Raw genomic sequence first — 22,475 nt, forward strand, 5'->3', positions numbered from 1 at the left:
AAAAAAAAAGGAAAAAATGGCAGAAGTCAAAAAAACAATATTTGATGTTGGTATGCATAAAGGTGAGGACACAGAGTTTTACCTAAAAAAAGGATATCAAGTTGTAGCATTTGAAGCAAATCCAGAGTTGGTAAAATTGTGTGCGACAAAATTTGCAGATGAAATTAAAGACGGAAAACTTACTATTGTAGAAGGAGCTATAATTGATTTCGATTTTGATACAGATTCCTCTAATCCCAATATTCAGTTTTATAGAAATAAAAATTTAAGCGTTTGGGGAACAGTAGATGGTAATTGGGCAAAAAGAAATGAAAAAAAAGGTACAGAAAATGAAATTGTTGAGGTTGCCAAAATAGATTTTAAAAAATGTCTTGAAAAATACGGAATCCCGTATTATCTAAAGATTGATATAGAAGGAATGGACAGAGTTTGTCTAAAAGCTTTGCTTAATTTTGATAAAAAACCAGATTATGTATCTATCGAATCTGAAAAAGTTTCTTTCACAGAGCTGAAAGAAGAATTTGATTTGTTTAAAAATAACGGATATTCTCAATTTCAAATCGTTAATCAAGGAAATATTTCAGAGCAAAAAGAACCCGAAAATTCAGAAGAAGGAATTTGTTTGAACTATCAATTTAGTTCAGGAGCGACAGGATTATTTGGAAAAGATTTGCCTAATAAATGGATTAATTATTCGAATGCTATACAAAAATATCAACTAATTTTCTTCGGATACAAATTGTTTGGAGATAATGGATTTATTACCAATGGATATATTCGTAAAATACTATTTAAAATAATTCATTTATTTACTAAGCAATCTATTCCAGGCTGGTTTGACACGCACGCCAAACATAGTTCACTTATTAAATAGTTCACAAAATCAAGCTATATAAAATAAGATAAATGCCTAAAGTTTCAATAATTCTTCCATCATACAATCATGCTATCTTTTTAAAAGACAGACTAGATTCAATAATAAACCAAATTTATAGTGATTGGGAGCTTATTATTATTGACGATAAATCTACAGATTCTAGTCTAGAAATATTGACTGATTTTGTTGAGAACAATAAAGAAAGAGTCAAATATTTTATTATTAATGAAACCAATTCAGGAAGCGGTTATAAATCTTGGCAAAAAGGAATTGAATTATCCGATTCAGAATACATTTGGATTGCAGAAACAGACGATTATTCAGATATTTATTTTTTGTCTGAACAGATTCATGTTTTAGAAAAAAATAAAGAATGTGTTTTAAGTTTTTGTTCGAGTAACCTTGTTGATGAACAAAATAAGATTATTTCAAGTACAGAAAAAAGAACAAAATCTCTAAGTGTAGATCATAATGAGTATAAAGTTTTTGAAGGAAAAGCATTTTTAGAAAAAATGCCTCTGGAAACCTATATCAACAATGGCAGTTCGGTAGTTTTTAGAAAACCTTCTGTCGAAATTCCCGCAATAATTTTTTCATATAGACAATCTTCAGATATATTTTTATGGACTTTTCTACTTACCAATTCATCATTTGCTTTTATCAATAAAAAAATGAATTTTTTTAGGCGTCATGAAAATTCAACCACAACAATACTTTCAAATTCAAAAGCTATACTAGGAACCTATAAAGAAGTGATTGTTTATATAGCCTATTTTAATTATCCAGAAAAAAGTATTAATATTATAAATCACTATTTTAATAACTATATTTGGAAAAATAAACGTGAAATGTTTAATTTCGAGGTTTTTAGAAACGACAAAAAATTAAAAAATTTGTATTTAAAAAAACTATTACCCTTGACTTTAAAAAAAATTTTTAATGGAAAATAGTTCATTGGTTAGTGTTATTATACCTACTTATAATAGAGAAGAATATTTAGATATTGCTATCCAATCTGTTATAAGTCAAACCTATAAAAACATTGAAATTTTAGTTATTGATGATGGTTCAAAAATTAATTATGCAGAAGATATATGTGCAAAATACAAGCAATGTATTTATTTATATAAAGAAAATGGGGGGCTTTCATCTGCAAGAAATTTTGGTGTAAAAAATGCAAAAGGAAAATATATTGCGCTATTAGATGACGATGATTTGTTTTTAAACACAAAAATCGAAAAACAGGTAACGGTTTTAGAGAAAGATAAAGAAATATTTTGCGTTCATTCTGCCGCTAAAATCATTAATGATAATGGAGTAGAAACTGGCGAAATAATAGGAGCATCAGTAGAAAAAGCACACAAAAGAAGTGGTTTTGTTTTTTGGAACGCTTTAGGAGTTTGGGTTGTAAAATCCCCAACACCACTTTTTAGAAAAGAAGTTTTTGATAAAATTATTTTTGATGAAGAAATAAAAGTTGGTGAAGATGTAGATTTTTATCAAAGAATGTTTTATTTTTTTAAAGTTCTATACATAGAGGAGCCTTTGGCTTTTTATCGTGAAGGGAATGATACTAATAGGTTATCAAAAAAAATAGAAAAGTACGTGGGAATTGAACAAAAAATGTTCTCAAATTTCATAAAAATGGGAATAAAAAACCCATTTACATTGTATAAAATAGCTTATATTTTAGCCAATGCTGGAATAAGAAGTTGGAATACTATTTTTTCGAAAAATCCAATAAAAATAAATCGACTAAATTTGATTGTGAATCCTTTTTATTATTTAAAATTACCAATTAAAAAAATAAATACAAATTAAGCCAAAAAGATGGATAAAATAACAATACTTATAACTGGCGGAGCGGGAAATGTAGGTAGTGCTTTAGCTACTAAATTAGCAGAAAACAAAGACAATTATATTGTTATTGTCGATAATTTATCGACAGGAAGCATGGCAAAAGTTCCACAAGGTGAAAACGTAAAATTTATTAAAGCAAATGCAAATAATTACAATGATATCGTGCCTATTTTCGGCAGGTATAATTTTGATTATGTGTTTCATTATGCTGCAATAGTAGGAGTAAAGCGCACACTGGAAAATCCCATAATGGTCTTAGATGATATAGATGGAATAAAAAATATTTTGTCCTTATCTAAAAATTCAGGTGTAAAACGTGTTTTTTATTCAAGCTCTTCTGAAGTATATGGTGAGCCTTTTGAAATTCCTCAAAACGAAAACACAACACCACTAAACTCTAGATTGCCTTATGCTATTGTAAAGAATGTTGGAGAAGCCTTTTTTAAATCCTATTATCAAGAATACGGATTAGAATATACAATTTTTCGTTTCTTTAATACCTACGGACCTAATCAGAGCGAAGATTTTGTGGTGCCAAGATTTATCAAAGCAGCACTTAAAAATGAGCCTATTTATTTGTATGGAGATGGTTTGCAAACCCGTTCATTTTGCTATGTAGATGATAATATAGCTGCTTGTGTAAAGGCAATGGACGATAAAAACTCTGTAAATGATGTGCTGAACGTAGGGAGCGATATCGAAATGACGATTTTAGATTTAGCTCAAAGAGTAATTGCAATATCTAATTCAAGTTCAAAAATTATTCATTTACCACCATTGGAAGAAGGTGATATGACCAGAAGATGTCCAGATACGACAAAAATGAAAGCTATTTTAGGGAGAGAATTAATCGCTTTAGAAGTAGGGATTGCAAAATTGATAAACCATTATGAGAATAGGAAGTAATCCAAATAATCATAAAACTATTGATTTATTCATTAAATCACATAGGGTAATTATTCCAGTTTATATTCCAAATGCTGAAGGATATTTTGCCGATGCGTTCAATGTTTTTAAAGTATGTATAGAGTCTTTATTAAAAACAATTAATGAGGATACGGTTGTTTCCTTAATATCTAACGCTTCGTCAGATGAGGTAAATGAATATATTTACCAACTTTGGCAAGATGAAAAAATTGACAGAGCGGTTTTTAATACAGAAAATGTTGGCAAAATGAATGCTATCATAGCCGAAACGAGAGCCAGTTTTGAAGAATTTATTACCTATTCTGATGCCGATGTTTTTTTTGATAAGGGATGGTTGCAACAGACTTTCAACATGTTTAAAAATGTGTCAAAAGCAGGTTTTGTTTCGATGAATCCAACACCTAGGAATTACAGCCACGCAGATTCTACACTATTTGAAAATCTATTTACCGTTTTCTTTAAAAAAAGAAAAGCAAGTGCTGTATGTGCTTTTGATGATTTAGCACATTTTCACAAAAGTGTTGGGAAAAATAATGAGTTTACAGAAAAGATGTTCGCTGGAAATGTTTTTTGTGTTAGTAAGTATAATTATATCATTGGTGCGGGTCATTTTTGTTGCACTATTAGAAAAACACCTACGTTGAAATTTGTTCCTAAAGAGCAATCAAAAATTGGTGTTTCAGGAGGTTCGGAATCTATTTATTTAGACATTCCTTTTGATAAAACTGGTTTATGGAGATTATCATCTCCAAAAGCATATGTTTGGCATATGGGAAATGTTCTGGAAAAAGAATGGGCAGATCAAAAAATAGCGGAATTAAGGGATTATGATGAAAAAGAATTTTCATTTCAAGTAATACCTTTCAAAGACGTTTCATTTTTAGCTAAAATAATTCCATATTTTATAAGGTCTAAGACTAGAAGGTTACTTAAAAAAATTAAAATACTGTCTTGATATTATGATTGATTTAATAAGAAAAGCGTTGTATTACATTCTTAATAGACCTCAAAAAAAAAATAATGTTACTTTTTTTGGTTTTCCCAGAGGATTGCAAAATGTTACTTTTGAAGGTAAGAATGCCGTGCCAGATCGCTGTAATTTTTCCGGAAATATAAAAATTGGTTATGCAACAACGCTTGGGTATAATAACTTATTAGCTGGAAATATTACCATTGGTAAATATTGCCAGATTGGTGCCGATGTAGCCATTCATACCACAAATCACCCTATAAATTATATGTCTTCGTACATCAATTCTAATTTATTTAAAGGAGAATTGCAACAGCTGAAACAAACGAATACCGTCATTGTTGGAAATGATGTTTGGATAGGACATAACGTTATCATAGTGGGCAATGTTACTATTGGCAATGGAGCAATTCTGGCGGCTGGAGCAGTAATAACTAAAGATGTTTTGCCTTATACCATTGTTGCAGGAGTTCCTGCTAAAACAATTAATAAGCGATTTTCTGATACTATTATTAAAGAAATTGAAGATTTAAAATGGTGGGATTTGTCTGAATCAGACTTAGAAAAGATAAAACCACTGTTCTTTAAAAATTTTCAAAATAAAGAAAGTATTTATGAGTAAAACCATTGCTATAATACCAGTTCGTGGCGGTTCTAAAAGACTACCAGAAAAAAATATCAAATTTCTTGATGGTTTGCCGCTTATAGTGCATAGTATTTTATTTGCCAAAGCCAACATAGACATTATAGACGATATTTATGTTTCTACCGACGACAAAAAAATTAAAGAAATTGCCATACAATACGGTGCCAAAGTTATAGATAGACCAGCTGAATTATCGGGTGATTTCGAACCTACCGTTTCAGCACTAAAACATGTTCTTTCAACTATAGAGAGCGTAGAAAATGTAGTTTTATTGCAAGCGACAAATCCATTTCGACCTGCAAATTTATTAAAAGAAGCTTTTGGTATTTTTAATAATAACAATTGTGATAGCCTATTTACCGTTACCCGAAACCATCAGAAATTTGGAAAAATTGTTAACGACAAATACATTCCTTTCAATTACGAAATAGGGCAGAGAAGTCAAGATTTAGAGCCACTATATTTCGAAAATGGATTGTTGTATATTAGTAAAGCAACACTAATTTTAGACAATAGTATTATTTCAGAAAATGCTTTTCCATTTCAAGTAAATCACCCTTTTGCGAATGTTGATATAGATACACAAGAAGATTTTGATTATGCTGATTTCTTACTTAAAAGTAATCAATAAATATAAAAATCATGTAAATTACTGTAAATCGATGCCTTGAATGGTTTTAAATTTATAGTGGAAGTTCGAACAATCTAAAATATAATCCCGATAGCTATTGGGACAGAAATCTAAAATATAATGAATCCATACATAGAAATAGCAGGCAGAAAAATAGGACAAGATTTTCCGCCATTGGTCATTGCCGAAATAGGTATCAATCACGAAGGTTCACTACAAGTAGCCAAAGAAATGGTCGATGCTGCCCAACGCGCTGGTGTTGAGGTGGTAAAGCATCAAACCCATATTGTGGCTGACGAAATGAATAAAGAAGCGAAAAAAGTAATTCCTGGTAACGCCACAGTTTCTATTTATGAAATTATGGAACGTTGCGCTTTAAACGAAGCTGACGAACTAGAACTAAAAAATTATGTAGAAAGTAAGGGCATGATTTTTATTTCAACACCCTTTTCTCGTGCTGCAGCAGAAAGATTAAAAAAGTTTGATATTCCAGCTTATAAAATTGGTTCTGGTGAATGTAATAATTACCCATTATTAGAACATATTGCTTCTTTTGGAAAACCTGTTATCTTGAGTACAGGAATGAATACTATAGAAAGTATCACTAAAGCAGTTGCTATTTTTGACAAACACAATATTCCCGTAGCACTTTTGCATACGACCAATTTGTATCCTACACCGATTCATTTGGTTCGTTTTGGTGCGATGGTAGAAATGCACCAGGCATTTCCGAACAAAGTTTTCGGATTAAGCGATCATACTTTAAATAACAATGCTTGTTTAGGTGCAGTAGCTTTAGGCGCTTCTATTTTAGAACGTCATTTTACAGACCATATGCAACGAACAGGACCAGATATTGTTTGTAGTATGAACGAAAATGCTTGTGCAGAATTAATTATAAATTCAGCAGAAATGTCATTAATGCGTGGCGGAACAAAAAAGCCAGCCGACGAAGAACAAGTAACCATCGATTTTGCTTTTGCTACCGTTTGTACAATCGCTCCTATAAAAAAAGGAGCTGTTTTTACCAAAGAAAATATTTGGGTAAAAAGACCAGGAACAGGAAAAATTTTAGCAGAACATTATGAAAGTTTGTTAGGAAAAATCGCCACTCGAGATATAGAAAATGATGAACAATTAATGAATTCTGATTATGAATAAAATATCAGTTGTTATACGTAATAAAAACGAAGCTAAAAGTATTGAGTTTTTATTAACCGTATTGAATAAATTTTATAAAAATGATATTGATGAAATAATTGTAATTGATAATTGTTCTACTGATAACAGCAAAGAAATAGCAATACAAAATTCGGCAAAATTCATTACTGTCGAAAAATTTTCCTACGGATCTAGCGCCAACTTGGCAATGGAAATTTCAAAAAATGAGATTGTTGTCTTAATGAGTGCTCATGTTTTCCCAGTGAGCCATGATTTTTTTAAGCTAATTTTAGATAAATTCAAAAATAGTTCTAACCAATTAGCAGGATTAAGATGTTTGCATTATTCCAGTGATTATAAGCTTTATCTAAACGGAATTTCGGTCAAAGAAAATTTAAACGGTTGTGGTCTAATGTTTGCTTGTTCGGCCATTAATAAAAACGTATGGAAAGACCAGAAATTTCTAGACAATATAATTACTAACGAGGACAAAGAATGGACAAAAAGAGTCGTAAACAAAGGTTATGATATACAATTTGTTCCATCAATTTTTTGTTATGATATAAAAAGAAATAGTAAGCAAAATTTTTTTAGGTTTAAAAACGAAACAATAATTCAATACCAACTTTGGGGAAAAAGCAAAACAATTAAACAAATTTTTCAAGATTTCTTTCTTGAAAATATGGGTTTATTAAAAGGTTGGATATTAAATGCATTTTACTCATTTAGAAAAATGATATTTCAAATTAAGTTTTATCTTAACAAACCAAGGAAAATATAAAATGAAAAAAATCCTATTTCTAACAGGTACTCGAGCCGATTTTGGTAAAATAAAATCATTAATTTCAATTTTAGAAAACAATTCTAATTTTGAAGTTTTTGTATTTGTAACCGGAATGCATTTGCAAAAAGAATACGGTTACACACTTTTAGAAATAGAGCGTTGTGGGTTTACTAATGTGCATACTTTTGAGAATCATACACACGAAACTACGATGGATTTAACATTGGCAAAAACCATCGAAGGCTTGTCAGCTTATGTTAAAGATTGTCGTCCAGATATGATTGTAATTCATGGTGATAGAGTGGAAGCTTTGGCTGGCGCTATTGTGGGGTCGTTAAATAATATATTAGTATCGCATATAGAAGGAGGTGAAGTTTCTGGAACTATCGATGAGTTAATTCGTCATTCAACAAGTAAAATGAGTCATGTGCATTTCGTGTCAAACGATTCGGCAAAAAACCGACTGATACAAATGGGAGAATTATCGGAATCAATTTTTACAATAGGTTCACCTGATGTAGATATTATGTTTTCAAACAATTTACCTGATTTAGAAACCGCAAAAAAATATTACGAAATCGATTTCGATGCTTATGCCGTAGTCATGTTTCACCCTGTAACTACCGAAGCAAAGCACATGCAAAAATATGCAGATGATTTTGTAACTTCATTGTTAGAAGACACGCACAATTATATAGTCATTTTTCCAAACAACGATTTAGGAAGCAATGTAATATTGCAAGCTTATGAAAAACTAAAAAACAATCCTCGTTTCCGAATATTTCCTTCGTTGCGTTTCGAATATTTTTTAACATTACTAAAAAAAGCACAGTTCATAATAGGAAACAGCAGTGCAGGAATTCGGGAAGCACCTTATTACGGATTACCCATTATTAATATAGGAACACGCCAACAAAATAGAGCGTTAAATGCCGATATTATTAATGTAGATTATGACAAATCGAACATACAAAAATCCTTGTCTATTATTGATACACACCAAACACAAGCTTCTCAAAACGATTTTGGTCAAGGAAATAGTGCACAATTATTTTTGCAATCTTTAGAAAAAGTCGATATTTGGAAACTCAATCATCAGAAACAATTTAGAGATATATAAAAAATAAAAAATGACAAAAAAAATATTTTTCATCGACCTTACCGTTTTGCTAGTTTTAGCAATGGTATATTATTATCTCATTTACTTTATAGAAACCGATATTCCATCTCATGCAAAATTTATTGTTGGCTATTTAGACGGAACAATGGGAGCGCAAACAAATTTCTTGTATTATCTAACCGTTTATTGCGTCAGCTTTTTTTCGAATAAAATCGAGTATTTGATAGCAGCGTCCTATATAATTTTGGTTGCAATAACATTTTTAAAATACAAGCTGTCTAAAAAAATTATTCATAATGAAGTTTCAAAACTAAATGAGAGTATAGGAATTATACCTTCGGTTTCAGCAGGATTATTGCTTTTTTGTTTTAGCCTTCCGTCAATATATATTCTTTTTGGAAAATATTACATTATGAGTTATCCGCCCAATGTGTGGCACAATTCGACAACAATTTTTGCAATGCCATTTGTAATCTTATTGTTTTGGAATTCACTAAAACAACTCGAAAACTACAGCACAAAAAGAGATATTACAATCTTTATTTTAATTGTTTTAAATATATTAATAAAGCCTAGTTTTATTTTTGTTTATATAATTGCCTATCCAATACTTTTATTAAAAACTTACGGATTTAGAAAAAATTTCTTCACAAGCTTAATTCCAATAATTGTAGCAGGAATATTAATTTTGGTAGAATATTATTTTATTTATATAAAAGCACAGTCAGGTTCAGGAGGAACATCGGTAAAAATCGATTTTATGCATCTATTGTACAATTCATGTAAACAAAATTGGTTTTATACAGCAGTTTTTTTTGCAAGTACAATTGTTTCTAGTTTCCTGTTTCCAATAATTTTTCTTTATAGAAACAAACCACTTTTGAAAGAAAAAATGGTTCAATTTGCATTAATTTGTATAGGAATATCTCTTGTTATTAGTTGTCTTTTCTACGAAAGTGGTAGAAGAGAATTATCAGGTAATTTTTTATGGCAAACCTTCATGTGTTCGTATTTATTATTTATGGTATGTTTAATACAATTATTAAAACTAATCAGTAATAACGTTAATAAATACAAACCATATAAAATAGAAATAGGATTATTTGTCTTGCATTTTGTTTCAGGAATAGTATATTTTTTTAAAATTGCAATAACATCAAGTATCATATAATTTAGAATCGAATAATAAATGCAAAATACGACACCAATAATTTCATTTGTAAGTCCGGTATATCGGGCCGAAAAAATTCTTGACAAACTGGTTGAAGAAATTCAAAAAGTGATGTTAGAAATTAATGAACCTTACGAAATTATTTTGGTCGACGACAGAAGTCCAGACAATAGTTGGCAAGTCATGCAAAAACTATCTGAAAATTTTTCTGAAGTAAAGAGTATAAGATTGAGTCGAAATTTCGGTCAACATCCTTCCATCATGGCAGGATTATCTCAAGTAAAAGGCGAATGGGTTGTAGTTCTGGATTGCGATTTGCAAGACCAACCCAAAGAAGTTCTAAAATTATATACCAAAGCAAAAGAAGGTTATGATGTTGTTTTGGCCAAAAGAAAAAATAGGCAAGACGGTTTTTTTAAAAGAAAAACATCATTTATTTTTTCAAAAATATATAGTTTTTTTACCGATACTTTGTATGATAACGAAGTAGCAAATTTTGGAATTTATAACAAAAAAGTAATAGATGCCATTTTGGATATTTCCGATTATATTAAATTTTTTCCATTATTTGTAAAGTTTGTAGGTTTCAGTACAACTGCCATCGAGGTCGAACATGCCGAAAGAGAAGAAGGAAATTCGACCTATACACTTTCAAAACTAATAAGTTTGGCTTTCAATACTATTATTTCGTTTTCAAACAAACCATTGAAACTTTTTGTGAAATTTGGCTTAACAATTTCTGGAATTTCGTTCCTTTTAGGAATATATAATCTTTACCTTGCCATAACAAGTCAGGTAGAAGTTTTAGGATATAGCTCGATAATTGTTTCAATTTGGTTTCTTTCGGGCGTTATCATAACAACAATAGGAGTTACAGGAATTTATGTAGGAAAAATATTTGACCAGACAAAGAACAGACCAATATTTGTTATAGACGAAATAAAATGAATGTAAAAAAGCTCGATTGGGATTCTGATTTTTTCAAAAAAAAAATAGGAGAAATACTCATTAATAATAAAACTAACCCTTCAATTTCTGGAGAGAATTATGATTTAATTTATGTTAAATCAATCGACAATGATACTATAGAAATCGAAAATTTCAAACAAACATTTGTTGAAACCAAAGTTATATTTGCTAAAAAAATAACAAAACTAGAATCAACAGATGTAAACGTGATTTCTTTTTTTAATACCAATGTAAATAAAGAAATAGTATACCAACTTGCTTTCGAAAGCGGAAAATTTAGTAGATTTAACCTTGACCAAAATTTTAGGCAAATTGAATTTCAGGATTTGTACAAAAAATGGATAGACAATTCAATAAATAAGCAATTTTCAGACGATATTTTAGTGTATAAAGAAGGACAAAACACAATAGGTTTTGTTTCATATAAAGTTTACGAAGGTCATGCCACAATAGGATTAATCGCAATAAATCCTAATGAACAAGGTAAAGGAATAGGAAAAAAACTAATTATTGCGGTTGAAAATCAATTAAAATCAATAGGAATTTTGGAGTTGCATATTCCTACACAATTAGCAAATAAAGCTGCTTGCGGTTTTTATACTAAATTGGGATATAAAATAATAGAAAAACTAATTATTAAACATTATTGGAGAATATGATTCCATTCAACAAGCCTTATCTAACAGGAAAGGAAACACAATATATAGAAGAGGCTGTCAAATCGGGTAAAATTTCGGGCAACGGAATGTTTACTCAAAAATGTCAGACTTTTTTCGAACAAAAATATGGTTTCAAAAAAGCTTTGCTCACCACTTCCTGTACTGATGCTTTAGAAATGTGTGCTATTTTAGCCAACATTCAAGAAGGAGATGAGGTCATTGTACCTAGTTTTACCTTTGTATCTACCGCCATTGCTTTTGTAAGGCAAGGAGCAAAAATTGTGTTTGCAGATTCTTGTCCTGACAATCCAAATATCGATGCGACTAAGATAGAAGCCTTAATCACACCAAAAACTAAAGCAATCGTTCCCGTACATTATGCAGGAGTTGCTTGCGATATGGATAAAATCATGTTTCTTGCAGACAAATATAATCTCATCGTAATTGAAGATGCAGCACAAGCCATCGATTCTTTTTACAACGGTAAAGCCTTAGGAAGTATAGGTCATATGGCGACTTTTTCATTTCACGAAACTAAAAATATTATTTCTGGCGAAGGCGGAATGCTCACGATAAATGACGACCGATTTATACCTAGAGCTGAAGTAATTTGGGAAAAAGGAACTAATCGTGCAGAATTCTTCCGTGGAGAAGTAAACAAATACGGTTGGGTCGATATTGGTTCGTCCTTTTTGCCTTCGGAAATTATAGCGGCATTTTTATGGGCTCAGATTGAAAATATTGAGAATATTCAAAAAAAGAGATTGCAACATTGGGATTTTTATCTAGAACATTTGGCAGAATGGGCAAACAAAAATGAAATAAAACTAATGTCAATTATTAATGAGGCTACGAATAATGCCCACATGTTTTATTTGGTTTGTAAATCAGTGTCACAGCGAACAGCATTAATAAACCATTTGAAACAAAACGAGATACTAGCCGTATTTCATTATATTAGTCTTCATTCTAGCCCTTTTTATAACGAAAAACATGATGGGAGAATATTAGAAAACAGCGATAATTTTACTGATAGATTGCTAAGATTGCCTATGTATTATGAATTAGATGTTGAAAATGTAGTTTCAAAAATAAAAAAATATGAAAATTAATTTTAAAATTTTAAAAACAGTAGAATTCTCTTTTTTAGTAATAGTGTCGATATATTCGCTTATTTCAGCCTACTTTTTTTTGACTAGAAATGCTGGCTCAGGCGATGAAATGTTATTTATGAATGATTTAGATTTTATAAAAACAGAAGGTTGGAATAATGCCGTAAGGAAAAACATTTCTATACCATATATGCTATTAGTATATCCTTTGTCATTGTTTTTGAAAAATTTTATAGTACTTCGGTTGGTTAATGTTTTAATTGTTTCGAGTTTGTTTTTTTATTTTTTTAAAAGAATAAAAAAGCAATTACCATTTTATGGTTTTTTACTTTTTTTTATAAGTACAGTAGGTTATTTTTATTTTGGTACAAACGACTCGCTTTTCTTTGTTGCATTAATAATTTTTCTTTGCGAAGTGTTTTTTTTAATCGGAAAAGGCGAGTGGAATGCCACATTAGCACTGTCTGCTCTAACTATTGCTTTCTTTGCAAGAGAGCTAATTCTAGTTTATACACCAGTAATTTTAATCTGCTTTTATATCATATATCACAAAAAAGGATTTAGCAACTTAAAATGGTACTATCCATTAGGATTGGTTGCACTTTTTTTGGTTTTAAACCTACCATCTCTGACGGAAAACGGTAATTTATCTTATGATCTTAAATCGCCTCCGCAATCCGCTAAATCAAATTGGGTGCAAAGACAATATCTTGCTCAGCTAATGGTAAATAAAGGAGAATTACCCAATCATAATCACCCGAGTTGGGAGCAAACAGATGCTTATTTGAAAGCAAACGGTGAAAATTCGTTACCTAAAGGAATTATAAGTGGTGTTTTATTCGATATTAAGTTAACCGTTAAAGAATTTTTTAAAGATTTCTTCGAATGTACTTTTTTCGGATTTAGGCAGTTAGGATTTATTCTTTTGCTAACATTCTTTTTTGGCGCTCGTGGTTTTATTAGAGAAAGGAAAATAAATGAATCGACCTTTATTCCTTTAATATTAATGATGATGCTCTCAATTTTTTCATTCATAATCATTTCATTTGTCGAGTTAAGATGGTTAGCGCCAGTTTTTATTGCCAGTATATTGTATTATTGGAATTTACAACATAAAAAAAGTATAAATAAAAATATGGTTATAATTAATTATGCTATTTTGATATTGATGAGTTTATATGGTTCTTTTAACCTTTGTAACAAAATAATAAGCAACTGTGGTTGAAATTAAAAATAAAATCCTTCTATTATTTCCTGATGGTGTAGGAATACGAAATTATCTCTATTCGGAAGTTTTTAAAAATAGAGAAGAAGACTTAATTCTATTTCACAATTTTGATAGCGAAACAGAAACCGACGTAAAAAAACTTACAGGAATTTCTCAGGCGTTAAAAATCCCAATATATAAAGAATCGTTAAAAGAAAAATTTCTTAGAGAATTAATTTGTTTGTCCCGACTTAAACACAATTTGGCACTAACAAAAAATGATACTATTCTAACAAATTGGAAATCTTCGCATAATTCGTTTTCAAAGAAAATATTTTATAAAGCAATCGAGCGTACAGCACCATTTGTTAAAAAATACAACAGAATTCTTGTTTTAGAAAAAATATATCAGAAAGCGATTCGTAAAAATTCTTTTTATTTTGAAATAAAAGGTATACTTCAAGAATTACAACCCAATAAATTATTTTGTTCCCATCAAAGAGGTTTGCAATGTGCGACAGTTTTTGCAGCGGCAAAAGATTTGGGTATCCAAACGACTACTGTAATTTATTCTTGGGATAATTTACCTAAAGCCAGAATGGCATTACGTGCCGATAATTATTTGGTGTGGTCTGAATATATGAAAGAAGAAATGAAATTATATTATCCAGAAATTTCGCAATCAAAGATTCATATTACTGGAACACCACAGTTTGAATGTTACGAAAAATCCAATAATATTATTCCAAAAGAAGATTTTTACAACAGATATAATTTAGACTTGACCAAAAAAATCATCTGTTATTCTGGAGATGATGTTTTAACCTCGCCCGATGACCCTCAGTATCTTGAAGATATTGCCACAGAAATTATAAAAGCGGGATTAGATACACAATATCAAATCTTACTGCGTCGTTGCCCTGTCGATTTATCAGGAAGGTTCGATTCGGTAGTACAAAAATATAGTAATCTTATTAAAGAAGTTCCTCCTATTTGGTTATTCAAAAAATCTACCGATTGGAGTATGGTTTATCCTTCAAGGGAAGATGTGTCCTTACTTGTTAGTACTGCTTATTACTCAGATATTGTGGTCAATGTTGGTTCGACCATGGCATTCGATTTTGCCATGTTCGATAAACCGTGTGTTTTTATTAATTATGATCAAAACATCAAAAAAGTATCTGATTGGTCGGTAAAAAAAATCTATCATTTTCAACATTTTAGAAGCATGCCAACAAAAGAAGCTGTAATATGGCTAAACAATAGTGCCGAAATAACTCAAAAAATACTCGAAAAAGGTAGTGTGAATGTTATGGCTCAATGGAAATCAGTTATTATTCCAGATTATAAGAATGCATCATCAAATATTAGAACGATTTTAAAATTACAATAATATGCACATTTGTTTCATCACCCACGAATATCCTAAAACCGGTTTTCCGCATGGTGGTTTTGGTAGTTTTGTAAAAATTATCGCTACGGCTTTGGTAACTAAAGGAATTCATGTTAGCGTGGTGGGAATTAATTATTCTGAAACCAATGAGGAATCAATAGAAAACGGTGTAGCATTATACCGTTTAAAAAAAAATACAGTTAAAGGATTATCTTGGTGGTTGAATTCTAAAGCGATTAATGCTAAAATCAGAGAAATTCACAAAAAAAAACCAATTGATATAATAGAAACAGCTGAATTAGGCTTGGCATTTCTTACAAAAATTAAAGATATTCAGTATGTAATCCGATTACATGGCGGACATCATTTTTTTGCCGAAGCAGAAAACAGAGGAATTGATTGGTGGAAAGGATTTCAGGAGAAACGTTCTTTTGCTAAAGCAGATGCTTTTGTTCCAGTTTCAAATTATGTGAAAACCCACACAGAAAAATACCTTTCTTATCGTAAAAAACCTGTAACTACTATTTTTTATCCTATCAATACAGATTTGTTTAGTCCATTACATGTAAATGTCGTACCGTTTCAAATTGTATTTGCGGGTACTATTTGTGAAAAAAAAGGAATACGCCAACTAATTCAAGCATTCTCGATTGTTAAAGAAAAATATCCGGAAGCGACACTAGAAATATATGGCAGAGATTGGTTGTTTCCAGATGGGAGTTCTTACCAGCAAATGTTAGTCGAAAAGGAATTCCCTAAATTAGGAAGTTACGCAGATGCAGTTCGCTTTCATGGAGCAATAGCTTTTGAATCACTTCCTGCTAAATACGCACAAGCATCAGTTTGTGTTTTTCCATCACACATGGAAACCCAAGGATTAGTAGCTCCCGAAGCTATGGCAATGGAAAAAATGGTAGTATTTACAAAATTAGGACCAGGTCCTGAAACAATAACCGATTATGAAACGGGATTACTTTGCAACCCACATAATCCTGAAGATATAGCAGAAAAAATAAGCTGGGTTTTTGCTAACAAAGAAAAATCAATCGAAATAGGCAAAAGAGCAAGAACCTTTGTCTTAAAAAAATACGGTTTAGAAAATAGTGTAAATCAAAATATTATTTTTTTTCAATCACTATTAATTAAAAAAAGATAACTTTAGCACAAATTAAAGCATACTAAATAATGAAAACAGCAGAAGAAATAATAGAGACCAATATAAAACAAAAAGAATTTTATAATTATAAAACTCATAAAAATATTCCGACTAGAATTTGGGGATTTCTTAGAGAAAAAACATTAAAACAAATACGTCGTGATATTGGTGCACTCAACCAATCGTATGACTTGCATAAAGTTTGGTTTGGCGATTTGTCTGATAAAAAAGTACTCGATTTGGGTTGTTTCTCAGGAAATAACTTAAGTATGTATATGGCGGAAAACAGCAAAGAATACATTGGTTTAGATTTAAGTGATGTTGCCATTGCAAAATTAAATGACAGACTAAAAGATATTCCAACGGCCAAAGCGATTGCTGCCGATTTCTTGTCGATGACCGATTTTCCTGATAAAGATTTCGATATTATTTATGCTTATGGCGTTTTGCATCATTTTCAAAATCCAGATGTTTTAATCTCAAAACTAAACGAAAAATTAGCAACAAACGGAATCATAGTAAGTTACGATCCTTTCGAAACCAGTTTGCCAATAAAAATAATTAGAGTCTTGTATCGTCCTTTTCAGTCGGATAAAGATTGGGAATGGCCGTTTACAAAAAGTACTTATTACAAGTTTCACAATACATTTAAAGTCATTGAAAGACATGGTGTGTTAGGAAAAGCCAAATGGTATTTCCTCATTAATTTATTGCCTATTTCGAGCGAAAAAAAACAAGAAATTGGTAAAAGATGGCACCAGCAAGATTGGGACAATTCAATGGTTTCTGACAAAGTTTTGTTTAGCTGTATGCACGTCACGATGAAAATGCAAAAGAAATAAGAAAAAACCAAATGACTTTTGTAATTGTAACACATGTTCCTCATATCATAGAGAATAATCAATATTTTGCTTATTCTCCCTATGTTCGGGAAATGAATGTTTGGCTAAAATACGTTGATAAAGTTATTATTGTTGCTCCAATTGAAAATGCTAAAACAACACCTATTCATATTCATTATGAGCATACTAATATAACGTTTGTTGCGATTGGTAATTTTGACATTCTGTCTGCAAAATCTATTTTTCAAACCCTATTTAAAATACCGTCTATTTTATTTAAAATATTTAGCAGTTTTAAAAAAGCAGATCACATTCATTTGCGATGTCCAGGAAATGTTGGTTTATTAGGGAGTTTAGTTCAAATTCTTTTTCTGAGTAAAACTAAAACCGCAAAATACGCAGGAAATTGGGATTCAAAAGCTAAAAGTCCAATCAGTTATCGTTTGCAAAAATATATTTTGAGTCATACTTTTCTAACTCGAAATATGCAAGTTTTAGTTTACGGCGAATGGGAAAATAGCACAAAAAATATTAAACCATTTTTTACAGCCACTTATAAAGAATCGGACAAAGAGGAAGTTGTATCTAGAAATTTACAAGGAATTATAAAAATATTATTCGTAGGTACTTTATCGATAGGGAAAAGACCTTTGTACGCTATTCAATTAGTCGAAAAATTAATACAAAATGGTTTCCAAATCGAATTTTCTATTTTTGGAGAAGGAAAAGAAAGAAAAAATATTGAAGAGTATATCTCAGAAAATAAGTTGCAAGATTCCCTCACTTTGCACGGTAATAAAACTACTTCTATAATACAAAAAGCCTATCAAGAAAGCCATTTTGTACTGTTGCCATCACAAAGCGAAGGTTGGCCAAAAGTAATTGCCGAAGGTATGTTTTGGGGTTGTGTTCCCATTGCGACTAGCATTTCTTGTGTGCCCAATATGTTAGATTATGGCAATAGAGGGTTGTTATTACAAGTCGATTTAGAAAAAGATGTCAAAACAATTCAAGAATTAATTAATAACTCAGCATTGTATCAGGAAATGGCTTCAAACGGAATAAAGTGGTCTAGAAAATACACATTAGATTATTTTGAACAAGAAATAAAACTACTTTTGCAATCATGAGGGTTTTACAAATCATAGATTCGTTAGATGCAGGTGGTGCAGAACGTATGGCAGTTAATTATGCTAATGCGCTTGGTGATAAAATTGAATTTAGCGGAATTGTGGTTACTCGAAAAGAAGGTGTTTTAAAAAATCAATTAGGCGATAAAGTAGCTTACTACTTTTTAAACAAAAAAAAAGTAATTGATTTTAAAGCGATTAAGTTATTGAAAAATATTATTGTTAAAAATAATATTGATATTCTTCACGCGCACGGAACTTCATTTTTTACCGCTTTTTTATTAAAAACCATCTGTTTTAAAATAAAAATCGTATTCCATGAGCACAATGGCGACAGGTCAAATCAGTCTTTTTTTAAAAATTTGCCATTATTTATCTGCTTGTTTTTCTTTAGAAAAGTTTTGGTTGTAAACAAACAAATCGAAAGCTGGTTTCATCAAATAGGAATTAAAAAAGCTTCTTATTTCCCTAATTTTGCGAGTTTAGAATCAAATGATACCCAAAAAACTTTTTTGAATGGTCAAGAAGGAAAGCGAATTGTTTGTTTGGCAAATTTGCGAGAACCCAAAAATCATAGTGTTTTGATTAAAGCTTTTGCACAATTAAACTTGAAGGAAGAAGGTTGGTCATTGCATTTTGTAGGAAAAAATCACCAAGATTTTTATTCTGAAAACATAATCAAACTAACTAAGGAGCTAAATATTTCAGATTGTGTTTCTCTTTACGATTCGAAATCGGATATTTCAAACATATTATCACAAACAACAATAGGAGTTTTATGCTCTACTTACGAGGGTTTTCCAGTTACATTATTAGAATACGGATTGGCGAGTATTTCCGTAATTTCTTCCAATGTAGGGTTTTGCTCAGAAGTAATTATCCCTAACAAAACAGGATTGCTTTTTAAATCAAATGAGGTTGATGATTTGGCTTTCAATCTAAATAAATTAGTAAATGATATAGGATTAAGAACTATATTGTCAACTAATTTGAATACTTTGGTTCGCGATAATTACAGCAAAGAAAAAGTTGTTTCTAGTTTGGTTTCGGTATACAAAACAGCAATAAATGAAGTCTAAAAATTTAACTTACTCAGGAATTATATTACTTCACATTGCTTTTGGAGTTGCTCTTTATTTGAATTCAAAATTATCAATACCTTACGGATTAGGTATACTTTCAATAAGCTTATTGGTATTATTAAAAACACAAAATGCTAAGAATCAGGTTTTATATATTGCTGCTTATGCCGTAGGAAGTGAAGTTATGATAAGAATGACTGGAGGGTATGTTGCGTATGAAATGGGAAAATATTCGATAATCATTTTTATGCTCATGGGGATTTATTTTTCCGGATTTTCTAAAAATTCATTTCCCTATTGGATTTTTTTAATTATTCTAATTCCAGGTATTTTAGTCGCTACGGTAACACTTAATTTAGATACAAATATTATAAAAGCGATTGCTTTTAACATCTCGGGGCCTATTTGTTTGGGTGTTTCTGCGGTGTATTGTTACCAGCGAAGAATCACGCTAAAGGAACTAGATAATGTGCTACTTTGTATACTAGCACCCATCATAACCACTGTCACTTATATGTTTCTGTACACACCAAGTGTAAAAGAAGTAATTACTAGTACACAGTCTAACTTTCAAACTTCGGGTGGTTTTGGTCCCAATCAGGTGGCTACAGTTTTAGGATTGGGCACTTTTATTTTATTTACACGACTCATTTTTCATTCTAAAGAAAAATGGGTAATCATATCAAATCTGGCTTTATTACTCATGGTCGCTTTTAGAGGCTTAGTTACCTTTTCTAGAGGCGGAATGATGTGTGCAGGAGTAATGATAATCTTGTTCTTCGTGGTGCTTTTTTTTGTAACCAAACGTTCTGCAAGAGTAAAACTATATTGGTTAATAGGGATTTCGGGCTTCTTGTTTGTAATTATTTGGAATTATAGTATTAGTCAATCTAACGGTTTGATATCCAATAGATATGCCAATCAAGATGCAAAAGGAAGGGAAAAATCAAGTTTACTTACTGGTCGAGAAGAAATTATGGGTAATGAGTTTGGCATGTTTCTAGAAAACCCAATTATAGGAGTTGGTGTGGGTAAAGGAAAAGAAAATAGAATAGAGGATCTGGGGGAAACAGTTGCTTCTCACAACGAAATAACAAGAATGTTAGCAGAGCATGGTTCTTTTGGCGTGTTGGCCATGCTTATTTTAATAATCACACCCTTGGCTTTATATGTAAATAACAGGCAAAATATATATTTATTGTCGTTTTTCACTTTTTGGATACTCACTATAAACCATGCCGCCATGAGATTAGCTGCACCAGCATTCGTATATGCCTTGTCATTATTACATGTTTATAGTATTGAAGAACAAAAAAAACTAAATAAAAATCTTGAAGAAAATTGATTTATTTTTAGATATTTGTAAAAACGAGTTATCATGACTTCTAAAGCTAAAATACATTTCGAAATCTCCGAAAGAAAAATTCTTCTTCGATTTTTTGACGTGGTTTCTGTTTTGGGATTGTTACATTTACTAGGAACTCTTTTCGATTTTCATTATTTTAGAATATCAGAAACTAATTTTTATTGGACTATTATTTTATCCCTATACATTTTGTTTTTTGGTTCTGTTTTCGAAATGTATAATTTGCAAGTGGCGAGTAATCAGTTTCAAATCACGAAAAGTATTGTGCTGGTAACCTCTACGACCGTATTGTTGTATTTGCTAACGCCAATAATCACACCAACACTTCCAGGAAATCGTTTGCAAATATTACTTTTTTACAGCTGTATTCTGCTGTCATTATTGCTTTGGAGAATAATTTATGTCAAGTTTTTTGCCTCAACAAGATTTGGTAAAAAAGTAATTTTAATTTGTGATAAAGAAGAATTAGAAGAACTAGTTAAAGGTTTGCAAAGTGTAGATCCACATTATAAAATAGAAGGTTATATCAATTCTGATGCGTCACAAATTTTAGAAGAATTTGAATGTTGTTTTGTTTCTCCTATTGATCTAGATGATATTGAAGATTTTATTCTTCAAAAAGGCATATCAGAAATTGTGATTGCTTCACAAAAAACCGAAGGAATTACAGTTGAATTATATAATAAACTCATAAAATTACTCGAAAATGGCTTTGTAATACGAGAATATACGCAAGTTTACGAGAGTATCACCCAACGTATTCCAGTGCAATATTTAGCTCGAGATTTCTATAAATATTTTCCGTTTTCTAGAAGTAATCAAAATAAGTTATACCTAATTGTAGCAAGATTTTTAGAGGTTCTAATCTCACTTTTAGGACTTTTAGGAGGGATTCTTATTTTACCATTTGTCTTGCTAGGAAATCTATTAGGGAATCGTGGACCACTATTTTATACCCAAGAAAGAGTAGGAAAAAACGGAGAAATATTCGAAATTTACAAACTTCGTTCTATGATTGTTAATGCCGAAACTTCTGGAGCTGTTTTTGCAACTGCAAATGATTCTAGAATAACCACCTTCGGTAAATTTTTAAGAAAATCGAGATTAGATGAGGTGCCACAGTTTATCAATGTGCTAAAAGGCGATATGTCGGTTATTGGACCAAGACCAGAAAGACCCGTTTTTGTGAAAGAAATAGCCCAAATCATGCCGTTTTATGAAACCCGTCATGTCTTAAAACCAGGACTTACAGGTTGGGCGCAAGTAAATTATTCATACGGAGAAACCATTGATGATAGTCTTATAAAATTGCAATATGATTTGTATTATATCAAACACAGAAGCATTTATCTTGATTTGAATATTATTGTCAAAACGATAAGTACAGTCCTTTTTTATAAAGGACAATAATT

General features: G+C 30.8%; 22 protein-coding genes. All 22 read left to right on the top strand.

Going from position 1 to position 22,475, the window contains the following annotated elements; genetic code table 11:
* Positions 1 to 16: 16 nt before the first annotated feature.
* Entirely contained in the window at positions 17 to 874 is an 858-nt protein-coding gene (locus BM053_RS09710; RefSeq protein WP_091476900.1) for an FkbM family methyltransferase, read from the top strand.
* Between the two features lie 32 nt (positions 875 to 906).
* Complete coding sequence (locus BM053_RS09715) at positions 907 to 1,827, top strand: glycosyltransferase family 2 protein (protein ID WP_091476902.1); 921 nt, start codon at positions 907 to 909, stop codon at positions 1,825 to 1,827.
* Positions 1,817 to 2,698, top strand: coding sequence for a glycosyltransferase family 2 protein (locus tag BM053_RS09720; protein WP_091476903.1), 882 nt, complete (start codon positions 1,817 to 1,819; stop codon positions 2,696 to 2,698). Before BM053_RS09715 ends, BM053_RS09720 begins: the two co-directional genes overlap by 11 nt.
* A 9-nt stretch (positions 2,699 to 2,707) precedes the next feature.
* Positions 2,708 to 3,643 carry an NAD-dependent epimerase/dehydratase family protein gene (locus BM053_RS09725; protein ID WP_091476905.1) on the top strand — a complete coding sequence of 312 codons (936 nt, stop codon included), beginning with the start codon at positions 2,708 to 2,710 and terminating at the stop codon, positions 3,641 to 3,643.
* Positions 3,627 to 4,619 carry a glycosyltransferase family A protein gene (locus BM053_RS09730; RefSeq protein WP_091476906.1) on the top strand — a complete coding sequence of 331 codons (993 nt, stop codon included), beginning with the start codon at positions 3,627 to 3,629 and terminating at the stop codon, positions 4,617 to 4,619. The genes BM053_RS09725 and BM053_RS09730 overlap by 17 nt, the downstream gene beginning before the upstream one ends.
* A 4-nt stretch (positions 4,620 to 4,623) precedes the next feature.
* Positions 4,624 to 5,256: a CatB-related O-acetyltransferase gene (locus BM053_RS12235; protein WP_091476908.1), complete on the top strand. Its 633-nt coding sequence runs from the start codon at positions 4,624 to 4,626 to the stop codon at positions 5,254 to 5,256.
* Positions 5,249 to 5,911 (top strand): acylneuraminate cytidylyltransferase family protein, encoded by a 663-nt coding sequence (locus tag BM053_RS09740; RefSeq protein WP_091476910.1) that lies wholly within the window; start codon positions 5,249 to 5,251, stop codon positions 5,909 to 5,911. The genes BM053_RS12235 and BM053_RS09740 overlap by 8 nt, the downstream gene beginning before the upstream one ends.
* Positions 5,912 to 6,031: 120 nt before the next feature.
* Positions 6,032 to 7,072 (top strand): N-acetylneuraminate synthase family protein, encoded by a 1,041-nt coding sequence (locus tag BM053_RS09745; protein ID WP_091476912.1) that lies wholly within the window; start codon positions 6,032 to 6,034, stop codon positions 7,070 to 7,072.
* Positions 7,065 to 7,853, top strand: coding sequence for a glycosyltransferase family 2 protein (locus tag BM053_RS09750; RefSeq protein WP_091476913.1), 789 nt, complete (start codon positions 7,065 to 7,067; stop codon positions 7,851 to 7,853). Before BM053_RS09745 ends, BM053_RS09750 begins: the two co-directional genes overlap by 8 nt.
* Before the next feature lies 1 nt (position 7,854).
* Positions 7,855 to 8,976, top strand: coding sequence for a UDP-N-acetylglucosamine 2-epimerase (neuC, locus tag BM053_RS09755; RefSeq protein WP_091476915.1), 1,122 nt, complete (start codon positions 7,855 to 7,857; stop codon positions 8,974 to 8,976).
* Positions 8,977 to 8,986: 10 nt separating this feature from the next.
* On the top strand, positions 8,987 to 10,147 hold the full coding sequence (locus tag BM053_RS09760) for a hypothetical protein (RefSeq protein WP_091476917.1): 1,161 nt from the start codon (positions 8,987 to 8,989) through the stop codon (positions 10,145 to 10,147).
* An 18-nt stretch (positions 10,148 to 10,165) separates the two neighbouring features.
* Positions 10,166 to 11,095, top strand: coding sequence for a glycosyltransferase family 2 protein (locus tag BM053_RS09765; protein WP_091476918.1), 930 nt, complete (start codon positions 10,166 to 10,168; stop codon positions 11,093 to 11,095).
* A complete protein-coding gene (locus BM053_RS09770) occupies positions 11,092 to 11,775 on the top strand; it encodes a GNAT family N-acetyltransferase (protein WP_091476920.1) in 684 nt (227 codons plus the stop codon). Before BM053_RS09765 ends, BM053_RS09770 begins: the two co-directional genes overlap by 4 nt.
* Positions 11,772 to 12,887, top strand: a complete 1,116-nt coding sequence (rffA, locus tag BM053_RS09775) for a dTDP-4-amino-4,6-dideoxygalactose transaminase (RefSeq protein WP_091476922.1) — start codon at positions 11,772 to 11,774, stop codon at positions 12,885 to 12,887. The genes BM053_RS09770 and rffA overlap by 4 nt, the downstream gene beginning before the upstream one ends.
* Positions 12,877 to 14,112 carry a hypothetical protein gene (locus BM053_RS09780; protein WP_091476924.1) on the top strand — a complete coding sequence of 412 codons (1,236 nt, stop codon included), beginning with the start codon at positions 12,877 to 12,879 and terminating at the stop codon, positions 14,110 to 14,112. Before rffA ends, BM053_RS09780 begins: the two co-directional genes overlap by 11 nt.
* Positions 14,105 to 15,487 (top strand): hypothetical protein, encoded by a 1,383-nt coding sequence (locus BM053_RS09785; RefSeq protein WP_091476927.1) that lies wholly within the window; start codon positions 14,105 to 14,107, stop codon positions 15,485 to 15,487. Before BM053_RS09780 ends, BM053_RS09785 begins: the two co-directional genes overlap by 8 nt.
* A gap of 1 nt (position 15,488) precedes the next feature.
* A complete protein-coding gene (locus BM053_RS09790) occupies positions 15,489 to 16,643 on the top strand; it encodes a glycosyltransferase family 4 protein (RefSeq protein WP_091476929.1) in 1,155 nt (384 codons plus the stop codon).
* A gap of 29 nt (positions 16,644 to 16,672) precedes the next feature.
* Positions 16,673 to 17,485 carry a class I SAM-dependent methyltransferase gene (locus BM053_RS09795; RefSeq protein ID WP_091476931.1) on the top strand — a complete coding sequence of 271 codons (813 nt, stop codon included), beginning with the start codon at positions 16,673 to 16,675 and terminating at the stop codon, positions 17,483 to 17,485.
* A gap of 11 nt (positions 17,486 to 17,496) precedes the next feature.
* Complete coding sequence (locus tag BM053_RS09800) at positions 17,497 to 18,615, top strand: glycosyltransferase family 4 protein (protein ID WP_091476932.1); 1,119 nt, start codon at positions 17,497 to 17,499, stop codon at positions 18,613 to 18,615.
* Entirely contained in the window at positions 18,612 to 19,694 is a 1,083-nt protein-coding gene (locus tag BM053_RS09805) for a glycosyltransferase (RefSeq protein ID WP_091476934.1), read from the top strand. Before BM053_RS09800 ends, BM053_RS09805 begins: the two co-directional genes overlap by 4 nt.
* On the top strand, positions 19,684 to 21,042 hold the full coding sequence (locus BM053_RS09810; RefSeq protein ID WP_091476936.1) for an O-antigen ligase family protein: 1,359 nt from the start codon (positions 19,684 to 19,686) through the stop codon (positions 21,040 to 21,042). The genes BM053_RS09805 and BM053_RS09810 overlap by 11 nt, the downstream gene beginning before the upstream one ends.
* Positions 21,043 to 21,075: 33 nt before the next feature.
* Positions 21,076 to 22,473: an exopolysaccharide biosynthesis polyprenyl glycosylphosphotransferase gene (locus BM053_RS09815; protein WP_091476938.1), complete on the top strand. Its 1,398-nt coding sequence runs from the start codon at positions 21,076 to 21,078 to the stop codon at positions 22,471 to 22,473.
* Positions 22,474 to 22,475 lie beyond the last annotated feature (2 nt).

Origin of the sequence: Flavobacterium swingsii (genome assembly GCF_900111965.1) — a bacterium.
Taxonomy (GTDB): Bacteria; Bacteroidota; Bacteroidia; order Flavobacteriales; family Flavobacteriaceae; genus Flavobacterium; species Flavobacterium swingsii.